Origin of the sequence: Micromonospora sp. WMMD736 (assembly GCF_049179015.1) — a bacterium.
Taxonomy (GTDB): Bacteria; Actinomycetota; Actinomycetes; order Mycobacteriales; family Micromonosporaceae; genus Micromonospora.
In genome coordinates, this window is record NZ_JBMHMI010000001.1 from 3,742,495 (window position 1) to 3,759,659 (window position 17,165).

Genomic DNA, 17,165 nt, shown 5'->3' on the forward strand with positions numbered 1-17,165 from the left:
GCCACCATATGGGAACGCCACCGGAACGCGCGGGCGTGACCACGCAGAATGGGCGGGTGCGCGACGCAGTCATGGCCGCTCGGCGGATCGTCGTCAAGATCGGTTCCTCCTCGTTGACCACCGCGACCGGCGGGCTGGCCGACGAGCGGGTCGACGCGCTCGTCGACACCCTGGGCCGACTCGGCGCCGAGGGACGCGAGGTCGTGCTGGTCTCCTCCGGCGCGATCGCCGCCGGCCTCGCCCCGCTCGGCCTGACCCGCCGTCCGCGCGACCTGGCCACCCAGCAGGCCGCCGCCAGCGTCGGCCAGGGCCTGCTGATCGGCAGGTACGCGACCAGCTTCGCCCGGCACGGTCGCACCGTCGGGCAGGTGCTGCTCACCGTCGACGACGTGACCCGACGGGCGCACTACCGCAACGCGTACCGCACCCTGCGCAAACTGCTCGACCTGCGGGCCGTGCCGATCGTCAACGAGAACGACACGGTCGCCACCGAGGAGATCCGGTTCGGCGACAACGACCGGCTGGCCGCCCTGGTGGCCGCCCTGGTGCACGCCGACCTGCTGGTGCTCCTCTCCGACGTGGACGCGCTCTGGACCGGCGACCCGAGCCGTCCACAGTCGGTACGGATCGCCGAGGTGCGCGGCGAGGAGGACCTCGCCGGCATCACCATCGGCGGCGCCGGCCGGTCCGGCGTCGGCACCGGCGGCATGGTGACAAAGGTCGAGGCGGCCAGGATCGCCACCGGCTTCGGCATCCCCGTGGTGCTCACCTCCGCCGACCTGGCCGCGCCGGCGCTGACCGGCGAACCGGTCGGCACGCTGTTCCACCCGCAGCGGCAACGGCCGACCGCCCGGCTGTTCTGGCTGGCCCACGCCACCTCGCCCCGGGGCCGCCTGCACCTGGACCCGGGCGCGGTGGCCGCCGTCGTGGGGCGGCGCAAGTCGCTGCTGCCGGCCGGCATCACCGCCGTGGACGGCACCTTCACCGCTGGCGACCCCGTGGACCTGGTCGACACGGCCGGCGCACCGGTCGCCCGTGGCCTGGTGAACTACGACGCGGTGGAGCTGCCTGGGCTGCTCGGCCGCTCCACCTCCGAACTCGCCGCGGCGCTCGGCCCGGCGTACGAACGGGAGGTCGTCCACCGCGACGACCTCGTACTGCTGTGAGGAGTACTGGCATGAGCGAGCGTCAGCGAGCGAATCATCAACGCAGGGCGTCGGTGCCTCATGCCCACACGCACCGAAGCGGAGTGACGGCATGAGCGTCGCCGAACAGGCGCGACGGGCGCGGGACGCCGCCGCCGAGTTGGCCGTGGCCACCCGTACCGTCAAGGACGCCGCGCTGGTCGCGATGGCCGACGCGCTGGTGGCGCGTACCCCGGAGGTCCTCGCCGCGAACGAGGCGGACCTGGCGGCCGGGCGCGAGGCCGGGCTGAGCGCGGCCGTGCTGGACCGGCTCGCCCTCGACGAGGGCCGGGTGGCCGGCATCGCCGGGGCGCTGCGCGAGATGGCCGCGCTGCCCGACCCGGTCGGCGAGGTGGTCCGTGGGTCGACCCTGCCCAACGGCCTGGAGCTGCGGCAGATCCGGGTGCCGTTCGGGGTGGTCGGCATCATCTATGAGGCGCGACCCAACGTGACGGTGGACGCGGCCGGCATCTGCCTCAAGTCCGGCAACGCAACGCTGCTGCGCGGGTCGTCGTCGGCCGCGCACTCGAACGCCGCGCTGGTCGCGGTGCTGCGCGACGCGGTCGCCGAGGCCGGTCTGCCGGCCGACGCGGTGCAGCTGCTCGACGCCAGCTCCCGCGACTCGGTCAAGGAGCTGATGCGTGCCCGCGGGTTGGTCGACGTGCTCATCCCGCGCGGTGGCGCGTCGCTGATCCGCACCGTGGTCGAGGAGTCGACGGTGCCGGTGATCGAGACCGGGGTGGGCAACTGCCACGTCTACGTCGACGCCGCCGCCGACCTGGCCAAGGCCGTCGCGGTGACGTTGAACGCCAAGACGCAGCGCCTGTCCACCTGCAACACCGCCGAGTCGCTGCTGGTCCACGCGGACGTCGCCGACGCGTTCCTGCCGCCGATGCTGGCCGCGTTCGCCGAGGCCGGGGTGACCGTGCACGGCTCCCCCGAGGTGGCCGCCCACTCGGCCGCCGTGGTCCCGGCCACCGAGGAGGACTACGGCACGGAATACCTGTCGGCGGACATCTCGGTGGCGGTGGTCGACTCGCTGGACGCGGCGGTCGCGCACATCCGCCGCTTCGGCACCGGGCACACCGAGGCGATCATCACCGACTCGACGACCGCCGCCCGCGAGTTCGTCGCCCGGGTGGACGCGGCGGCGGTGATGGTGAACGCGTCGACCCGGTTCACCGACGGTGGCGAGTTCGGCTTCGGCGCGGAGATCGGCATCTCCACGCAGAAGCTGCACGCCCGGGGGCCGATGGGCCTACCCGAGCTGACCAGCACCAAGTACGTCGTCACCGGCGACGGGCACGTGCGCTAGCCGGCCGGGCGGCAGGCCCGGATCGCGGACAGCGTGGAGTGCACGTCGAACTGGTGGCCGTCGTCGCTCTCCCACCCACCGTCGCTGCGCTGGGTCTCGGCGAGCCGCCGCAGGGCGCGCACCATGACCCAGTCGTGGGAGTCGATGCCGACCCGGCGCAGCGTGGCCGCCAGCCACGCCACGTCGCCCGCCGACATGGTGGCCATCCGTTCGGCGAGCACCACCTGGATCCGCGCCGACTCCTGGAACATGTCCTGGCGGTGCAGGACGGCCGCGCTCAGCCAGCCGGCGGCGAGGAACGACGGCCAACTCCCGTCCGGGCGCAGCCGGGCGACGATCGACTGGGCCGCGGCCTGCACCACACCGGCGTACGCCCCACCGACCCGGTGATCGAGCGGACCCGAGGCGCGGGCGTCCAGACCGGCGACGGTGAGCCAGAAGCCGGCGTTTGCGGTGAGGAAGAGTTTGGCCTCGGGGTCACCGGGTCGGGCCCACTCGGGTGCCGAGCCGGCCAGGGAGAGGTCCTCGTCCCAGCCACCGTCGGGCTGCTGCCGGGACGCCAACCAGTCCAGCGCCCGGCGGGCGGCGGGACGACCAAGCGCGCCGAGGTCGTCCAGCTCGCTGAGGCGGAAACAGGTGGCGTCGACCGAGGCGACCTCACCGCCCCAGGTCGCCGGCCAGCCACCGTCGGGCGACTGGCCGACCTCGGCCGCGTCCAACAGCTCGGGCGCGGCGGGCGTGCCGTTGCGCAGCCAGGAGAGGCGGGCGCGTTCCACCGCGTCCCCGTGCGCCACGACGAACCCGATCGCGGCTTCCAAGTCGACCACGGCGGAGACGCTACCTGCGCAGACGCGATCCCGCCTCGGGGAATCGGCCAGCTGGAGATGGCTGCGTCGCTTCGGTTGGAGCTATCCGCGTCGATCGACGCGCGCCGGGTCGGAGCCGGGACGACAGGGCCGCCCCGGCTCCACCGGTCAGTACGCGGGCAGCGACGGGTCGATCTGCTTGATCCAGGAGAGCACGCCGCCCTGCACGTGCACGGCGTCACGGAACCCGGCCGACTTCAGCGCGGCGAGCGCCTCGGCGGAGCGGACGCCGGACTTGCAGTGCAGCACGATCTGCTTGTCCTGCGGGAGCTTGGCGAGGGCCTCGCCGGAGATGATGTCGCCCTTGGGGATCAGGGTGGCACCCGGGATCCGCACGATCTCGTACTCGGCCGGCTCCCGCACGTCGACGAGGAAGATGTCCTTGCCGGCGTCCTGCCACTCCTTGAGCTCCAGCGCGGTGATGGTCGAGTCGAGCGTCGCCTCCTGGGCCTCAACCGAGACCGCGCCGCAGAAGTCCTCGTAGTCTTCCAGCAGGTCGGTGACGCTCGGGTTCTCGCCGCAGAGCACGCAGTTCGGGTCCTTCCGGACCTTGATCTTGCGGTACTCCATCTCCAGGGCGTCGTAGACCATGAGCCGGCCCACCAGCGGCTCGCCGATGCCGGTGAGCAGCTTGATCGCCTCGTTCACCTGGATCGACCCGATCGACGCGCAGAGCACGCCGAGCACGCCACCCTCGGCGCAGGAGGGGACCATGCCGGGCGGCGGCGGCTCCGGGTAGAGGCAGCGGTAGCAGGGCCCGTGCTCGGCCCAGAACACCGACGCCTGCCCGTCGAACCGGTAGATCGAACCCCAGACGTACGGCTTGCCGAGCAGCACCGCCGCGTCGTTGACCATGTAGCGGGTGGCGAAGTTGTCGGTGCCGTCGACGATCAGGTCGTACTGGGCGAAGATCTCGCGGACGTTCTCCCGGTCCAACGCGGTGTTGTGGATCTCCACGTTGACCAGCGGGTTGATCTCGCGGATCGACGCGGCGGCGGACTCGGCCTTGGACCGGCCGACGTCGGACACGCCGTGGATGACCTGGCGCTGGAGGTTGGACTCGTCGACGGTGTCGAAGTCGATGATGCCGAGGGTGCCGACCCCCGCCGCGGCGAGGTACAGCAGGGCGGGTGAGCCGAGGCCACCGGCGCCGACACAGAGCACCCGGGCGTTCTTCAGCCGCTTCTGCCCGGCCACCCCGACGTCCGGGATGATCAGGTGGCGCGAGTAGCGGCGGATCTCGTCAACGGTCAGCTCGGCGGCGGGCTCGACGAGCGGGGGCAACGACACGGTGGACTCCCCGGGATCGGCGGTGTGAACCGCGCCATTGTTGCTCGCCGGGGCCCCGCTCGGCCATGAGGGAGGACACGTGGTCCGCCATGCGGGAGCGGGAATAACTCAGGGGACGACGTCACCGGCGTAGCGACGGCCGTCGAGGTAGGGCCAGGCGTTGGCCACGCAGCCCTGCAGCCCGTACGTCTGCTGCTGCATCACCGGGGCGGGCTCGCCCGGGCCGGGGCACGCCTCGTGCTCCGCGCCGAGTTCGTGGCCGACCTCGTGGTTGATCACGTAGGTGCGGTACGTCTGCAGCGGTGCGCCGTAGTCGGGCACCGCCTCCTGCCAGCGGGCCAGGTTGATGATGACCCGGCCGGGCAGCCGGCAGGACGTGTAGCGCTCGGTGGACAGGCCGCCCTCGGCGCACATCCGCTCCGACGTGACCGGGGTGGCTAGGTAGATGGTGAAGTCGGCGGCCCGCGCGTCGGCCACCCGCTGCACGCGCAGCTCGCCGGAGGCGATCCAGCTACGCGGGTCGGCCAGCACCTCGTCCACCCGTGCCGCGAACGCGTCGACGTCCTGGCCGCTGTCGCGCTCGACCACGACGCGGTACCGGCGTAGCGGTCCGTCCTCGCCGTGCACCGCGGTTTCCCCGTCGGCGGCGGCGAACCGTCCCGCGCCGACCGACGGATAGTCGCTGGGTGCCGGATGGGCCGCCCCGCCGCCCACGCCCATGCCGCCCGGCGTCGGGGTGGGCGGCGCGTCGACCGGCGGTTCACCCCCGCGCGCCACGGTCACGCCGACGGCGGTGGCGAGGACGAGCACACCGAGCAGCAGACTGCGGCGTCGGCGTCGGCGCATCCGCACGAGACTGGGACGCGCGCCCTCGTCCGCCGACCCTGCCGAGGGGTCGGACGGCTCGGGCGGGCCGTAAGGGGACGACGGCGTCATGACGCCAAGCCTGCCAGATTATTCGGGCAATTCTCCGCTTTTGCCGTCTATTACCGCAATACGGCTAAGTGGTCGGCTCAGAGTGCCGGCCCGGCGTAGCGCCGACCGTCGACGTACGGCCACGGATTGGCCCGGCACCCGTTGAGGAAGAGGGTCTGCTGCATCATCACCGGCGCCGGACGCCCCGCCCCCGGGCAGCGCTCGTGATGGTGCCCGAGCTGGTGACCGACCTCGTGGTTGACCACGTACGTCCGGTACACCGACAGCGGCACGCGCGCCGAGACGTAGTGCGGCACCGACAACCGCCACCGGTCCAGGTTGACGATCACCTGACCCGGCGCGCGGCAGGAGGTGTACGGCCGCCCGTCGACCCGGATGTCCACCCCACCCGCAGCGCACATCCGGCCCGCCGTACGGGCCGTCGCCAGATAGACGGTGAAGTCCCGGGGAGCATCCCCGGGCACCTGCTGCAACCGCAGCCGACCGCTGTCGACCCAGCTACCCGGCCCGGTGAGCGCCACCTGGACGGCCTGCGCGAACGCGGCCGCGTCCTCGTTGCTGCCCGACTCGACCGCTACCCGGTAACGACGCAGCTCACCCGCGCGGCCCAGGACCGGCCCGGAGCGGTCGTCGTGGTCGAACCGCCCGGACCCCGCGCTCGGGACCGCACCGGGCATCCGCAGCAGCGGCGGCGCGCTCGGCGACGCCGCCACCCGCGCGCTCGGCGACGAACTCGGCGACGCCGAGGGCGGCCCTGCCACCAGCGGCGCAGCGGCCTCGTCGGCGGTCAGCCGGTCGGACGGCTCGTGCCGCTCCTCGGCGACCACGGTCACCGCCGCGCCGATCGCCAGCACCACCGCGACCAACTGGGCGATCAGGGCGAAGCGTCGGTGGCGGGGAGCGGATCTGAACATCCGGGTCAGCCTGCCAGATCGGACCGCCGGGCGGCGTCCCCCTTTTCGGTGAGCAGACCCACCACCGCGCGGGCGACCAGGCGGGGCACCTCCAACTGCGCCACGTGACCGACGCCGTCGAGCATCAACAGGCGGCTGTCTGGGATGACCCGGGCGGTCTGCGGCGCCACCCGGACGTCGACCAGCCGATCCTGCCGACCCCCCACCACGAGCGTCGGCGCACGGACCGCCCCGGCGAGCCGCCACAGCGAGCCCGACCCTGGCAGGTACGCCCGCAGGAAGCTGGAGACCAGACCCCGGAACGTCCGGACGTACGCGGCCGCGTAGTGCGCCGCCTCGTACCGCACCCGGATCTCCTCCAACGCCTCGGCCCGGCGCTGATCGCAGATCCGGCTGAGGTCGGCGACGCACGCCTCCAGCACCTGCTCGGCCATCACCTCGGGCGCGAGCTGGGTGAGATGCCGGGCAACCAGCCGCTCGCCCCCCGGAATGGCCAGCACCGGCAGCATCCTGCCCTGCAACGACCGCCGGAAGTCCAGGAAAGGCAGCGCCGGAGAGATCAGGGTGAGGGTGCGGACCAGGTCCGGCCGCAGCCCCGCCACCTGGACCGAGACCGCGCCACCCAGCGAGTTGCCGAACAGGTGGACCGGTCCCCGCCCGGAGTGCTCGATCCACCGGATGACCAGGTCGGCGAAGGCCGGGATCGTGTAGCGCCGGCCCGGCTCGCTGCGGCCGAACCCGGGCAGGTCGATGGCCTGGCTGTCCAACCGGTCGCTGAGCAGCCCGGCCAGGTCCGTCCAGTTCTGCGACGAGCCGCCCAGCCCGTGCACGAACAGCGCCGGCTCCGCGTCCGCCGTCGTCGCGGGGGTGTCCCGAACGTACGTGACCTGGCCGTCGAGGCGGACCTCCCGACCCGGCCACGGTGGCGGCACACCGGCGTCGGGAAGGAGATGGTCCGGCCAGAGGGTGGCACGCTTCATGCCTCCAGTCTGCCTCGCACCGAACCGGCACTTAGGGCCTGTTTTATAAGGGCGGTCGAGCCGAGGCGGAGTCCGGGCGGCGATCCGGCAAGGCGCGGTGGCGTCCGGGCCCGCCGCAGGCCGGCCAGTTCTTATGAAACAGGCCCTTAGGACAGCAGCGCCTCCAGCCGACGGTTGACCGCCGCGAGCGTGGCTCGAACCACCGCCTGCCGCGGATCGCCGGCCACCAGTGCCGAGCCGGCGAGCTGCTCGACCCAGCCGTCGCAGACCAGCAGCACCACCACGGTGGCCACCTCGCAGTTGCCGAACGGCACCACCGCCGCGTGTTCGACGAAGCAGCGGCCACGCTCGGCGTTCTCGGTCCCGCGCAGCAACTCGTCGACGGCCGCGGCGGCAGCCACCGCGCAGAGCCGCAGCACGTAACCGTCCACCGCCGGTCCGGTCGCGTACCCGGCGGCGGTGCCGTCGCCGGCCAGCAGCCGTACCTCCACGTTGGCGTCCAGGCCGAAGGTGCTGACCTGCACGTGGTCGATGACCACGCGTGGCCCCGGCGCACCGCCCGTGTCCAGCGGTCGCGACGGCGCCGACTCCGTCGTGGTCACCTGGCCACCGGAGTACGACGTACCGACCGTCGCCGGGCTGCCGGTGGCTCCGCCGGCGGGCACACCCGAGACCGAGCCGGGCTCCTCGACCGTGGCGCGGCCCCGGTGCGGGGCGCCCGTCCGCCGCCGGAGCGCGGCGTCCGGGCTGGTCCGCTGCTCGGCAGCCGCCGGGCCGCCCTCGGCGACACGCGCTTCCGCACCGTTGTTGCGTGGCTCGGCCGGACGGGCCTCGGCGGATCGCGCGTTCGCAGGTTTCGCGCCACCCGACCGGGGCTCGGCGGATCGCGGCTCGGTGGCGCGGCGGCGGACCGGTGCGGGCGGCGTGGTCGGCAGGCCGGGCACGTTCTGCGGGGCGGCGGCGAGGCCCATCCGTTCCTGGAGCAGCCGGGCGACCTGTCGGCTCACCTCGGCGGGATCCGCGCCGTCGGCCAGGTCCAGCCGAAGGCTGTGCGCGCCCGCCGGGGTACGACGCAGCGCCGCGTCCCGGACGCCGGCCACCTCCCGGACGGCGTCCAGGATGGCGTTGACGTCGAATCCCTCGGGACGCTCCCGCAACGGAGCGGGCTCGTCGTCACGGCGCAGGTGGGTGGCGATGCGCGCGAGTTCGGGGGTTTCGGCGGGTGGTTCCACAGCTGGCGGCTCCGGCACAACGGGCACGTCCGGTTGCGCAGGGACGCGCTGCGGCAGTACCGCCGGCGTGTCGGGCCGTCGACCGCTGGCGGCGGCGTCGGCCGGCGACGCCGGTTCCGGGGCGGATCGGCGGGCCGCGTAGGAAGGGGCGGATGCGGATGACGGCCGGTCGTGTCGCCCCGGCCCGGTGGCCGAGGCCGGACCGGTTGCCGTCGAGCCGGTGGAGGCCGGCCCGACGGTCGACGGCTCGGGTGGCTCGGGGCTCGGCGGCCGGAGCCGGAACGGCGCGGTTGGCCGGACCGGCTTGCCCGGCTCCTCCGCGTCGCTCCCGCGAGCAGCGCTCGCCGGCCGGCTGACCGGCCAGGACGGGCGATCGGACGGCGAGGCCGCCGGGATGCGCCCCTCGGACCAGTCCGGTCGCTCGGCGGCCGCGCTCGCCGCAGGCGTCGACGAGCTCGCCGCCCACGACGGGCGATCGGCCGCAGGCGTCGACGAGCTCGCCGCCCACGACGGGCGATCGGCCGCCGCGCTCGCCGCAGGCGTCGACGAGCTTGCTGCCCATGACGGACGCTCGGCCGGCGGGCGGACGGGCGTCGTCGCTGACGGCGTGCTCTGCGACGGCGCATCCACCACCGCCGCCGGTGGACCGGCGGGCGCCGGCGGCGGATCGACCGGCGCCGACGGTTCCACCGGCGGGGGGCCGGCCCAGGTTGGGCGCGCAGGCGTGCCCTCGGAGGCCTCAGCAGCGGGCCGGGACGGGCGTGCCGCCCCGAGGCTGGTCGGAGCCGGATCCGACTCGCCGGCCCAGGAGGGACGCGGCGGCGGAAGGGCCGATGCCGGAGCGGCCCAGGACGGGCGGTCAGCAGCCGGCGGACCACTGGTCGGCTCCGCCTGACCGGCGCTGGTCGGCACGGAACCCCCGGCCCAGGACGGACGTTCCACCGCCGGCGGACCACTGGTCGGCACGGAACCGCCAGCCCAGGACGGACGCTCGTCACGCGCCGACGCGGCGGACGTCGGCGTCCCGGGTCCGCTGGTCGGGGTGAGGTCTGCGCGGGGCGGCGGGTCGGTCGGCGCGTTGCTCGATCCCGGCACGCCCCAGGACGGACGGTCCGCAGCGGCCGGCTCGGACGCCGGCCCGCCGGCCCAGGACGGGCGTTCGGCCGGCTCGGAGCGGGAGGCCTCCGGCGGCACGCTGGTCGTGGCCGGACGTTCGCCGGCCCAGGACGGGCGCGAGGGCCGGCCGCGATCGGTTGCCCCCTGCGCCTCGGTGGCGATGTCGTACGCGCGGGGAGGCTCGGCGGCGAGTGGCTCGTACGGACGAGTCTGCTCGGCCCGCACCGGCTCGTACGGCACGCTGGGCTCGGCGACCCAACCCGGCCCCGACTCGTCCCGCGTGGGTCGGTCGGACGGTTCGTCGTCCTGCCGGGACCAGGGTGGCGCCCACCCGCTGCCCCAGCTCGGGCGGTTCCAGCTGGGCCCGGACCAGTCCGGCTCGATGGCGGAGGACTCGCCCACGCGGCGGGTGTCGGCGACGGGGCGTTCCGGCTCGGAATCGTCGCCGTGTCCCGACTCGGCCGACGCCTCCGGTGCGAGCGCATCCCGCCGGGCGCGCGACCGGGCCTCCCGGTCGTCGACCGTCGAGCGGTCGCCGGTCGGCGCGTGGAGTCCGGGTGGCACCTCGAAGCCCGAGGCCGCCGTGCCGACCGGCGGCACCTGGATGGGTGCGGTGCCGGGCACACCGGGTTCGGCCCAGCGGGCACCACGCGGCGTGGTGGGGTCGGCGGTCAGGTGCCGGGCACGGCCGCTCTCGGCCTCGCCTGACCCCTGGTCGGCGGGCGGCGCGGGGCGCTGGGCGGGCACCACCAGGCGGCCGGTGCCCAGGTCGGGCCGGTCTTCGACGATCCGCCCCGGTGGCGCGCTCACCGGTGTCTGACGACCGGACGCATCCGCGCCGTTGATCATGGCGTCCCCGTGCGGGGCGCCGTCGACCACGCCGTCACCGTCAGCGTCTGCCTGGTGGACGCCATTCGTGTGGTGGCCGTTGACCCGGGCCGGCCGCTCGGCGGCACCGGTCAACCCGGGCAGCGGCGCGGGCAGGTCCCCGTGCCTCGTGGAGGTGGTGCGCCAGCCGGACGCCGGGTCGGGCTGCCATCGTGGCGCCTGCTCCCCGGCCGCTTCGCTCTCGCCGGACGGTGACCACCCGCCCGTCGAGGGCGCCCACCCGTTGCCGGAACGACCCGGGTCGTCGTGCTGACCCGCTCCGTCACCGTGCTCTCCCGGGGTGGCGGCTCCGGGTTGCCCTGTTTCACTCACCGCGCGCTCCTTGGTCGCCCTCGCTGAGGCTACCGTGTGGGGAGAGTGGCGATAAGTTACAGCGGCGGGCCAATTCCACGACGGGGTCGGGGGCCGCCCCGGTCTGGGGGGAAAATGGCGGCTCGTACGAAGAACTCGGAGGATCCCATGACGGCTGTGGGGAACGGCGCACAGACCGCTGGCAGGCCCACCCGCCTGCCCCGCTCCGCGCGCCGTAAGCAGCTGCTCGCGGCGGCCCAGGAGGTGTTCGTCGCGCAGGGCTACCACGCTGCGGCGATGGACGACATCGCCGAGCGGGCCGGGGTCTCCAAGCCGGTGCTCTACCAACACTTCCCCGGCAAGATGGACCTCTACCTGGCGCTCTTGGACACCCACTGCGACGCCATCGTCGCTCAGGTGCACGAGGCGATGCGGGGCACCAGCGACAACAAGGAACGGGTCAGCGCGTCGGTCCGCGCCTACTTCGACTTCGTCGATCACGAGAGCGAGGCGTTCCGGCTCGTCTACGAATCGGACCTGCGCAACGACCCGGCGGTGCGGCAGCGGGTCGAGCGGGTCGAGCAGGGCTGCATCGCGGCGATCACCGACACCATCATCTCCGACACGGGCGTGAGCCGGTCACACGCCGAGTTGCTGGCCTCCGGGCTGGTCGGCGCGGCGGAGTCGGCCGCGCAGTTCTGGCTGGCCGGCGGCCGGCAGGTGCCGAAGGCGGAGGCCGAGGCACTGGTCGCGGCGCTGTCCTGGCGGGGCATCGCGAGCTTCCCGCTGCAAGGTGAGTCAGCCTGACCGCTGCCCCCGTGATCGGATAGCCTTCGCAGGGCGGTTATCGCCCAGTTGAGGAGGCACAGTGGAGGTCAAGATCGGCGTGCAGTACGCGCCGCGCGAGCTGGTTCTGGACAGCGCGCAGTCGCCGGCCGAGATCGAGCAGATCGTGACCGACGCCTTCGCCGGCAACGGCGGCACGCTCTCCCTGACCGACGAGAAGGGCCGGCGGGTCATCGTTCCGGTCGAGAAGGTCGCCTACGTCGAGATCGCTGAGGCGTCCCCCCGAGCGGTCGGTTTCACCGTCCGCTGACCGGTCCGGCCGTCGCGGCAGGTCGGCGTCGCGCCACCTGCCGCGGGCCGGTACCGCGTGACCCCGTTCAGTTGTTCAGTCCGACGGCGGCCATTCGCGTGGTGTGCGCGGCGGTGAGCCGCGCGAAGAGTTCCGGCACGTCCATCCGCTCGGCCTGCGTGATCAGCGCGGTCAGCGTGGCGCGTTCGGCGGCGACGCGGCCGGCCTGGGACAGCGCCTCGCCGACCAGCCGCCGGGCCCACATGGAGAGCCGGCCGGCCACCCGTGGGTCGTCGGCGACCGCCAGCCGGATCTCGGCGGCGGCGAATTCCGCGTACCGGGAGTCGTGCAGCACGTCGAGCACCAGCGTCCGGTCGGGTCCGTCCAGCGCGTCGCCGATCTCCCGGATGAAGTCGTCGGTGATGGCGTCGCCCACGTACGCCTTGGTGACGACCTCGGCCCAGTCCCGCGGCTCGGTGGAGTCGTGGTACGCCTGTAGCGGTCGCACGTAGGGTGCCATCGCCTCCTCCGGCGGCACACCGAGCGCGGCGAGCCGGTCGGCGAGCCGGCGGTAGTTGTCGATCTCGGCCGCGGCCATCTGGTTCAGCGCGACGCGGCGGCGCAGGTCCGGGGCGAGCCGCGCGTCGATGGCCATGCGTTCGAAGGCGAGCAGTTCGCCGAAGGCGACCAGGCCCAGCAGATCGGGGACGGCGGAACCGGCGGTGGACACGAGCGCAGGCTATCGCGTGTGAGGCAGCTCACATTCGGTCGCCCCGCGTGGCGGCTGGCCGACCGGGAATCGGGACGTGCGCTTGCCTGTTCGGGTAGCATAGAGCAGTTGCCGTGGGCGCCGATCTGATCGAAGTCCAGCCCGCGGTGCGCGTGCGGCCCGGTCCGGCTCGGCAGTCTGCCCCCGACCGTGTGGCCCGCGTCATACCGACCGCGCCCTGAGGACATGACGGGGCGCACCCACGAGAGGGCACCCCCACATCCAGATGAGCGAGCTGACTCAAGATCTGATGGACGGCCAGGAACTGGCCCCCACCGCCCCGGTCCGACCGGAGGCACCCACCTTCGCCGCACTCGGCGCCCGCGACGAGACCGTCGAGTCGCTGGCCGCGGCCGGCATCACCCGCGCGTTCGCCATCCAGGAGTACGCGATCCCGATCGCGCTGCGCGGCGTCGACCTCATCGGTCAGGCGCCCACCGGCACCGGCAAGACCCTCGGCTTCGGCGTGCCACTGCTGGAGCGGGTCTTCGCGCCGAACGAGGGTGGCGACGGCGTCCCCCAGGCGCTCGTCGTCGTCCCGACCCGCGAGCTGGGCATCCAGGTCGCCAAGGACCTGGCCGCCGCCGGCCGTACGCGCGGTGTCCGGGTGCTGCCGATCTACGGCGGCGTGGCGTACGAACCGCAGATCGACGCGCTGCGCAAGGGCGTCGAGATCCTGGTCGGCACGCCCGGCCGACTGATGGACCTGCAGAAGCAGAAGCACCTCCGCCTCGACCGGGTGCGCGCGCTCGTCCTGGACGAGGCCGACCGCATGCTCGACCTGGGCTTCCTCGACGACGTCGAGAAGATCCTGGCGATGCTTCCGGAAGACCGGCAGACGATGCTCTTCTCGGCGACCATGCCGGACCCGATCGTCACGCTGTCCCGGCGCTTCCTGCGCCAGCCGATGACGATCCACGCCGGGCACACCGCCGAGACCGGGCCGTCGCCGCAGACCCAGCAACTGGTCTACCGCACCCACTCGATGAACAAGCTCGAGGTGGTGGCGCGCATTCTCCAGGCCGAGGGTCGTGGGCTGACCATGATCTTCACCCGTACCAAGCGGGCCGCCGACCGGGTCGCCGAGGATCTCGACTTCCGCGGGTTCGCGGTCGCCGCCGTCCACGGCGACCTCGGCCAGGGCGCCCGCGAGCGGGCTCTGCGGGCCTTCCGCGCCGGCAAGATCGACATCCTGGTCGCCACCGACGTCGCGGCCCGGGGCCTGGACGTCACCGGCGTCACCCACGTGATCAACTACGACTGCCCGGAAGACCAGGACACCTACACCCACCGCATCGGCCGTACCGGCCGGGCCGGGGCGACCGGCGTCGCGGTGACCTTCGTCGACTGGGACGACATGCCGCGCTGGCGCATCATCGACAAGACCCTAGGTCTGGAGATGCCCGAGCCGCCGGAGACGTACCACACCTCCCCGCACCTCTACACCGACCTGCACATCTCCACCGAGGTCAGCGGCACGCTGCCCACCGCCGAGCGGACCCGCGCCGGGCTGGCCGCCGAGATCGAGGAAGACCTCGGCGGCACCACCCGCTCGCGCCGGGGCGACGGCGGTGGCCGGGGTGGTCGACGCGGTGAAGGTCGTGGCGAGCGCCGCGGCCGGGGCGATGGCCGCCGCGACCGGGGCGACGCCGACACGCCGGCCGCCGAGACGTCCACGGACGCCACCGGCGACGAGGCCACCCGCACCCCGCGCCGCCGGCGTCGCCGCCGGGCCGGCGAGACGGTGTCCGGTGAGCCGACCGCCGTGATCACCGCAGACGCCTCGCCGGCCGAGCCGGCCGACGCCGAGGGCGAGCCGTCGAAGCCGCGCCGCCGCCGACGCCGTCGTGGTGGCGGTTCCGGCGGGGGTACGCCGGCCGAGGCGACCGCGGACTGACCCAGCGAGTTACATCCGACATCCCCCGCACCGCCTCGCGCGGTGCGGGGGATGTTCCCTTCTTCCCACCCCACCTGCCAAAGATGGAACGATGCCGCAACCACTTGACGCCGCCCTGACCGAGGTTCGGGCGCTGCTGCTCGACCCCGCGCTGACCCGGGCGGTCGCCGCCGGACGCCGTCGCGGCCGTCGCCCCACGGTCGAGCGGGCCGAACTGCGGCCGGTGACGCTCAAGGCCGGGCCCCGGCTTCAGGTCACCACCTCCGACGGCGTACGCCCGTACACCCGTAATGTCGCTCCCGGTCCCGAGGCCGACGCGGCGGTCGACGAGCTCCTGGCCGAGCCCTTCGGCAACTGGCACGTGGAGACCGCCGACGCGACCCTCCAACTCCGGGTGACCAAGTCCGGCGAGGCGCAGGTACACCGCGCGGCGACGACCCGACCGGCGACGAAGCCGGGTGGGAACGACCGGGCGAAGGAGTACCTGCTCGACCCCGGAGACCCGATCTTCGCCGAGATCGGCGGCTCGGCGGCGAAACGCCGCCAGGTCGACGCGTTCCTGCGGGCGCTGGCCGCGACCCTGCCCGACGACCTGACCGGTCCGCTGCGGGTGGTCGACCTCGGCTGCGGCAACGCCTACCTGACCTTCGCCGCCTACCGCTACCTGACGGGTCGAGGGCTCGACGTCGAGCTGGTCGGCGTGGACGTGCGGGAGGACCAGCGTCGGCGTAACACCGAGCTGGCGCAGCGACTGGGCTGGGCCGACAGGGTCAGCTTCGTCGCCGGCACGATCGCCGAGGCCGTCGTCGAACCCGCCCCGGACCTGGTGCTGGCACTGCACGCCTGCGACACCGCCACCGACGAGGCGCTGGCCCGCGCGGTGCGCTGGCAGGCCCGCTGGGTACTCGCCGCGCCCTGCTGTCACCACGACCTGGCCAAGCAGCTACGCGCGCAGCCCACCCCCGCGCCGTACGAGTTGCTGACCCGGCAGGGCATCCTGCGCGAGCGCTTCGCCGACGTGCTCACCGACGCGCTGCGCGCCGGCCTGCTGCGGACGCACGGTTACCGGGCCGAGGTGGTGGAGTTCGTCGACTCCCAACACACCCCCCGCAACCTGCTGATCCGCGCCCGTCACACCGGTGTCGCCGACCCCCGGCACGCGGAGTACCGCGAACTGGTCGACCAGTGGCAGGTCACGCCCCGGCTGGAGGTCCTGCTGGCCGACGATGCGGGGGCCGGCGACCAACCCGGCCAGCCCTCACGGAACAGGCCCTAGCGTCGGCGGTCGGCGTTGCTGCCCCGGTCCCGGCTTCCGGGCCGGTCGAAGACCGACACCCGGTCCCCGCCGTTACGCGTCGCGCGGTCGTCGTCGACCGGGCTGCTCGGGAAGGGCACGACCTTTCCCGAGCTTTCGGCGTTGCCGGCGGCCGTGAACGCGTTCCAGGAGATGTCGACGAGCAGCTTCTTCGTCTCGGCGTGCCGGACGGCCGCGTTCTGCTGTAGCGCCATCCGGGTGCCCAGCACCACGGCGACCAGCGTGGTGGTGATCGCGCCGGTGGCGGCCAGCACCTGGGCACCGGTCGCCGCGTCGGTGCGGAGCACCAGGATCAGCAGCCAGGTCCAGAACCCGGCGGCGAAGACGCCGGCCTTGACGACGAAGAAGAGGCTCACCGCACCGGGCTGGTACGGCTGCGGACGGCGCGATTCGGCCATGGTGCTCCTCGGCGGTGGTCCGGGCGAACACGGCAGGCGCGTGTGCGCCGTGCCGGGACGGGCACCGAGCTTAGTAGAAGAACGATGATGATCGCTCGGTGGCCGTCTGGATACTGCCCGAGGTTGAGTCTCATCCATGGGACAGTTTGTGCGGTCAGTCAGTGGTTTCCGATCCTCGGCGTACTACGCTCGAAGGCGCATCTTCCCAGTGCTCGGCCGGGAGGGAAAGACATACCGGATGGGTTCCGCAGACGTAACACCGCAGATGGCGTTCGCCCGCTTCGTCCGGCGGGCCATCGACGACGCCCGCGAAGAGCGCGGCTGGACCGTGACCGATCTCGCCGCGCACACGGGCGTGGGCCGCTCGACCGTGTTCCGTTGGCTCGCCGGCGACTGGCAGGACTATCCGGAACTGGCCAAGGTACGCGGCTTCTGCGCCGCGCTGGATCTGCCGGTGGCGGCCGCGTTCCGGGCGCTCGGACTGCCCGACGCGGGCCCGACGCCGCGACGGCGTAGTGACGACGGCCCGGTCGACTCCGACGTCCGCGCCATCCTGGACCGGCTGGCCGACCCCGCCGTGCCCGCCGAGGAGAAGCACCACATCCGCGACCTCCTCCGCTACCTGGCCCGCCGCCCCACCCGCCGAGCCGGCTAACAACCCCCACCCCCTCCCCCCTCCCACGGCCCGGCCCGGCCCGG

At 73.6% G+C, this 17,165-nt stretch carries 15 protein-coding genes; 7 read left to right on the forward strand and 8 right to left on the reverse strand.

Annotated features, from left to right (window positions below; all coding sequences use genetic code 11):
- Positions 1-8: 8 nt before the first annotated feature.
- Positions 9-1,166 (forward strand): glutamate 5-kinase, encoded by a 1,158-nt coding sequence (proB, locus tag ACN269_RS16595; RefSeq protein WP_421473279.1) that lies wholly within the window; start codon positions 9-11, stop codon positions 1,164-1,166.
- Positions 1,167-1,257: 91 nt separating this feature from the next.
- Complete coding sequence (locus tag ACN269_RS16600) at positions 1,258-2,499, forward strand: glutamate-5-semialdehyde dehydrogenase (protein WP_421473280.1); 1,242 nt, start codon at positions 1,258-1,260, stop codon at positions 2,497-2,499.
- Here ACN269_RS16600 and ACN269_RS16605 read toward each other — a convergent pair.
- From ACN269_RS16605 to ACN269_RS16630, 6 genes are all read right to left on the reverse strand, one after another.
- The gene (locus ACN269_RS16605; protein ID WP_421476374.1) at positions 2,496-3,377 is read right to left on the reverse strand and encodes a prenyltransferase/squalene oxidase repeat-containing protein; all 882 of its coding nucleotides are present in this window, start codon (positions 3,375-3,377) and stop codon (positions 2,496-2,498) included. The two genes, ACN269_RS16600 and ACN269_RS16605, sit on opposite strands and share 4 nt — an antisense overlap.
- A gap of 96 nt (positions 3,378-3,473) precedes the next feature.
- On the reverse strand, positions 3,474-4,655 hold the full coding sequence (gene moeZ, locus ACN269_RS16610; RefSeq protein WP_421473281.1) for an adenylyltransferase/sulfurtransferase MoeZ: 1,182 nt from the start codon (positions 4,653-4,655) through the stop codon (positions 3,474-3,476).
- Between the two features lie 108 nt (positions 4,656-4,763).
- Positions 4,764-5,591, reverse strand: coding sequence for a DUF3152 domain-containing protein (locus ACN269_RS16615; RefSeq protein WP_421473282.1), 828 nt, complete (start codon positions 5,589-5,591; stop codon positions 4,764-4,766).
- A 77-nt stretch (positions 5,592-5,668) separates the two neighbouring features.
- Positions 5,669-6,505: a DUF3152 domain-containing protein gene (locus tag ACN269_RS16620; RefSeq protein ID WP_421473283.1), complete on the reverse strand. Its 837-nt coding sequence runs from the start codon at positions 6,503-6,505 to the stop codon at positions 5,669-5,671.
- Between the two features lie 5 nt (positions 6,506-6,510).
- On the reverse strand, positions 6,511-7,485 hold the full coding sequence (locus tag ACN269_RS16625; protein ID WP_421473284.1) for an alpha/beta fold hydrolase: 975 nt from the start codon (positions 7,483-7,485) through the stop codon (positions 6,511-6,513).
- 146 nt (positions 7,486-7,631) lie between these two features.
- Entirely contained in the window at positions 7,632-11,033 is a 3,402-nt protein-coding gene (locus tag ACN269_RS16630; RefSeq protein WP_421473285.1) for a hypothetical protein, read from the reverse strand.
- A 147-nt stretch (positions 11,034-11,180) separates the two neighbouring features.
- Between ACN269_RS16630 and ACN269_RS16635 the strand changes: the two genes are divergently transcribed.
- Positions 11,181-11,819: a TetR/AcrR family transcriptional regulator gene (locus ACN269_RS16635; RefSeq protein ID WP_396799799.1), complete on the forward strand. Its 639-nt coding sequence runs from the start codon at positions 11,181-11,183 to the stop codon at positions 11,817-11,819.
- 61 nt (positions 11,820-11,880) lie between these two features.
- The gene (locus tag ACN269_RS16640; protein WP_030329796.1) at positions 11,881-12,108 is read left to right on the forward strand and encodes a DUF3107 domain-containing protein; all 228 of its coding nucleotides are present in this window, start codon (positions 11,881-11,883) and stop codon (positions 12,106-12,108) included.
- A gap of 67 nt (positions 12,109-12,175) precedes the next feature.
- Here the strand turns inward: ACN269_RS16640 and ACN269_RS16645 are convergent, their stop codons facing one another.
- Positions 12,176-12,817 carry a ferritin-like fold-containing protein gene (locus tag ACN269_RS16645; RefSeq protein WP_421473286.1) on the reverse strand — a complete coding sequence of 214 codons (642 nt, stop codon included), beginning with the start codon at positions 12,815-12,817 and terminating at the stop codon, positions 12,176-12,178.
- Positions 12,818-13,082: 265 nt separating this feature from the next.
- On the opposite strand from ACN269_RS16645, the gene ACN269_RS16650 reads away from it, so the two are divergent.
- Positions 13,083-14,753: a DEAD/DEAH box helicase gene (locus ACN269_RS16650; protein WP_421473287.1), complete on the forward strand. Its 1,671-nt coding sequence runs from the start codon at positions 13,083-13,085 to the stop codon at positions 14,751-14,753.
- A 91-nt stretch (positions 14,754-14,844) separates the two neighbouring features.
- Positions 14,845-16,029, forward strand: a complete 1,185-nt coding sequence (locus tag ACN269_RS16655) for a class I SAM-dependent methyltransferase (RefSeq protein ID WP_421473288.1) — start codon at positions 14,845-14,847, stop codon at positions 16,027-16,029.
- On the opposite strand, the gene ACN269_RS16660 is transcribed toward ACN269_RS16655, so the two are convergent.
- The gene (locus ACN269_RS16660) at positions 16,026-16,466 is read right to left on the reverse strand and encodes a hypothetical protein (RefSeq protein ID WP_421473289.1); all 441 of its coding nucleotides are present in this window, start codon (positions 16,464-16,466) and stop codon (positions 16,026-16,028) included. The genes ACN269_RS16655 and ACN269_RS16660 overlap by 4 nt on opposite strands.
- A gap of 238 nt (positions 16,467-16,704) precedes the next feature.
- Here ACN269_RS16660 and ACN269_RS16665 point away from each other — a divergent pair, with 238 nt between their 5' ends.
- A complete protein-coding gene (locus ACN269_RS16665; protein ID WP_421473290.1) occupies positions 16,705-17,121 on the forward strand; it encodes a helix-turn-helix domain-containing protein in 417 nt (138 codons plus the stop codon).
- Positions 17,122-17,165 lie beyond the last annotated feature (44 nt).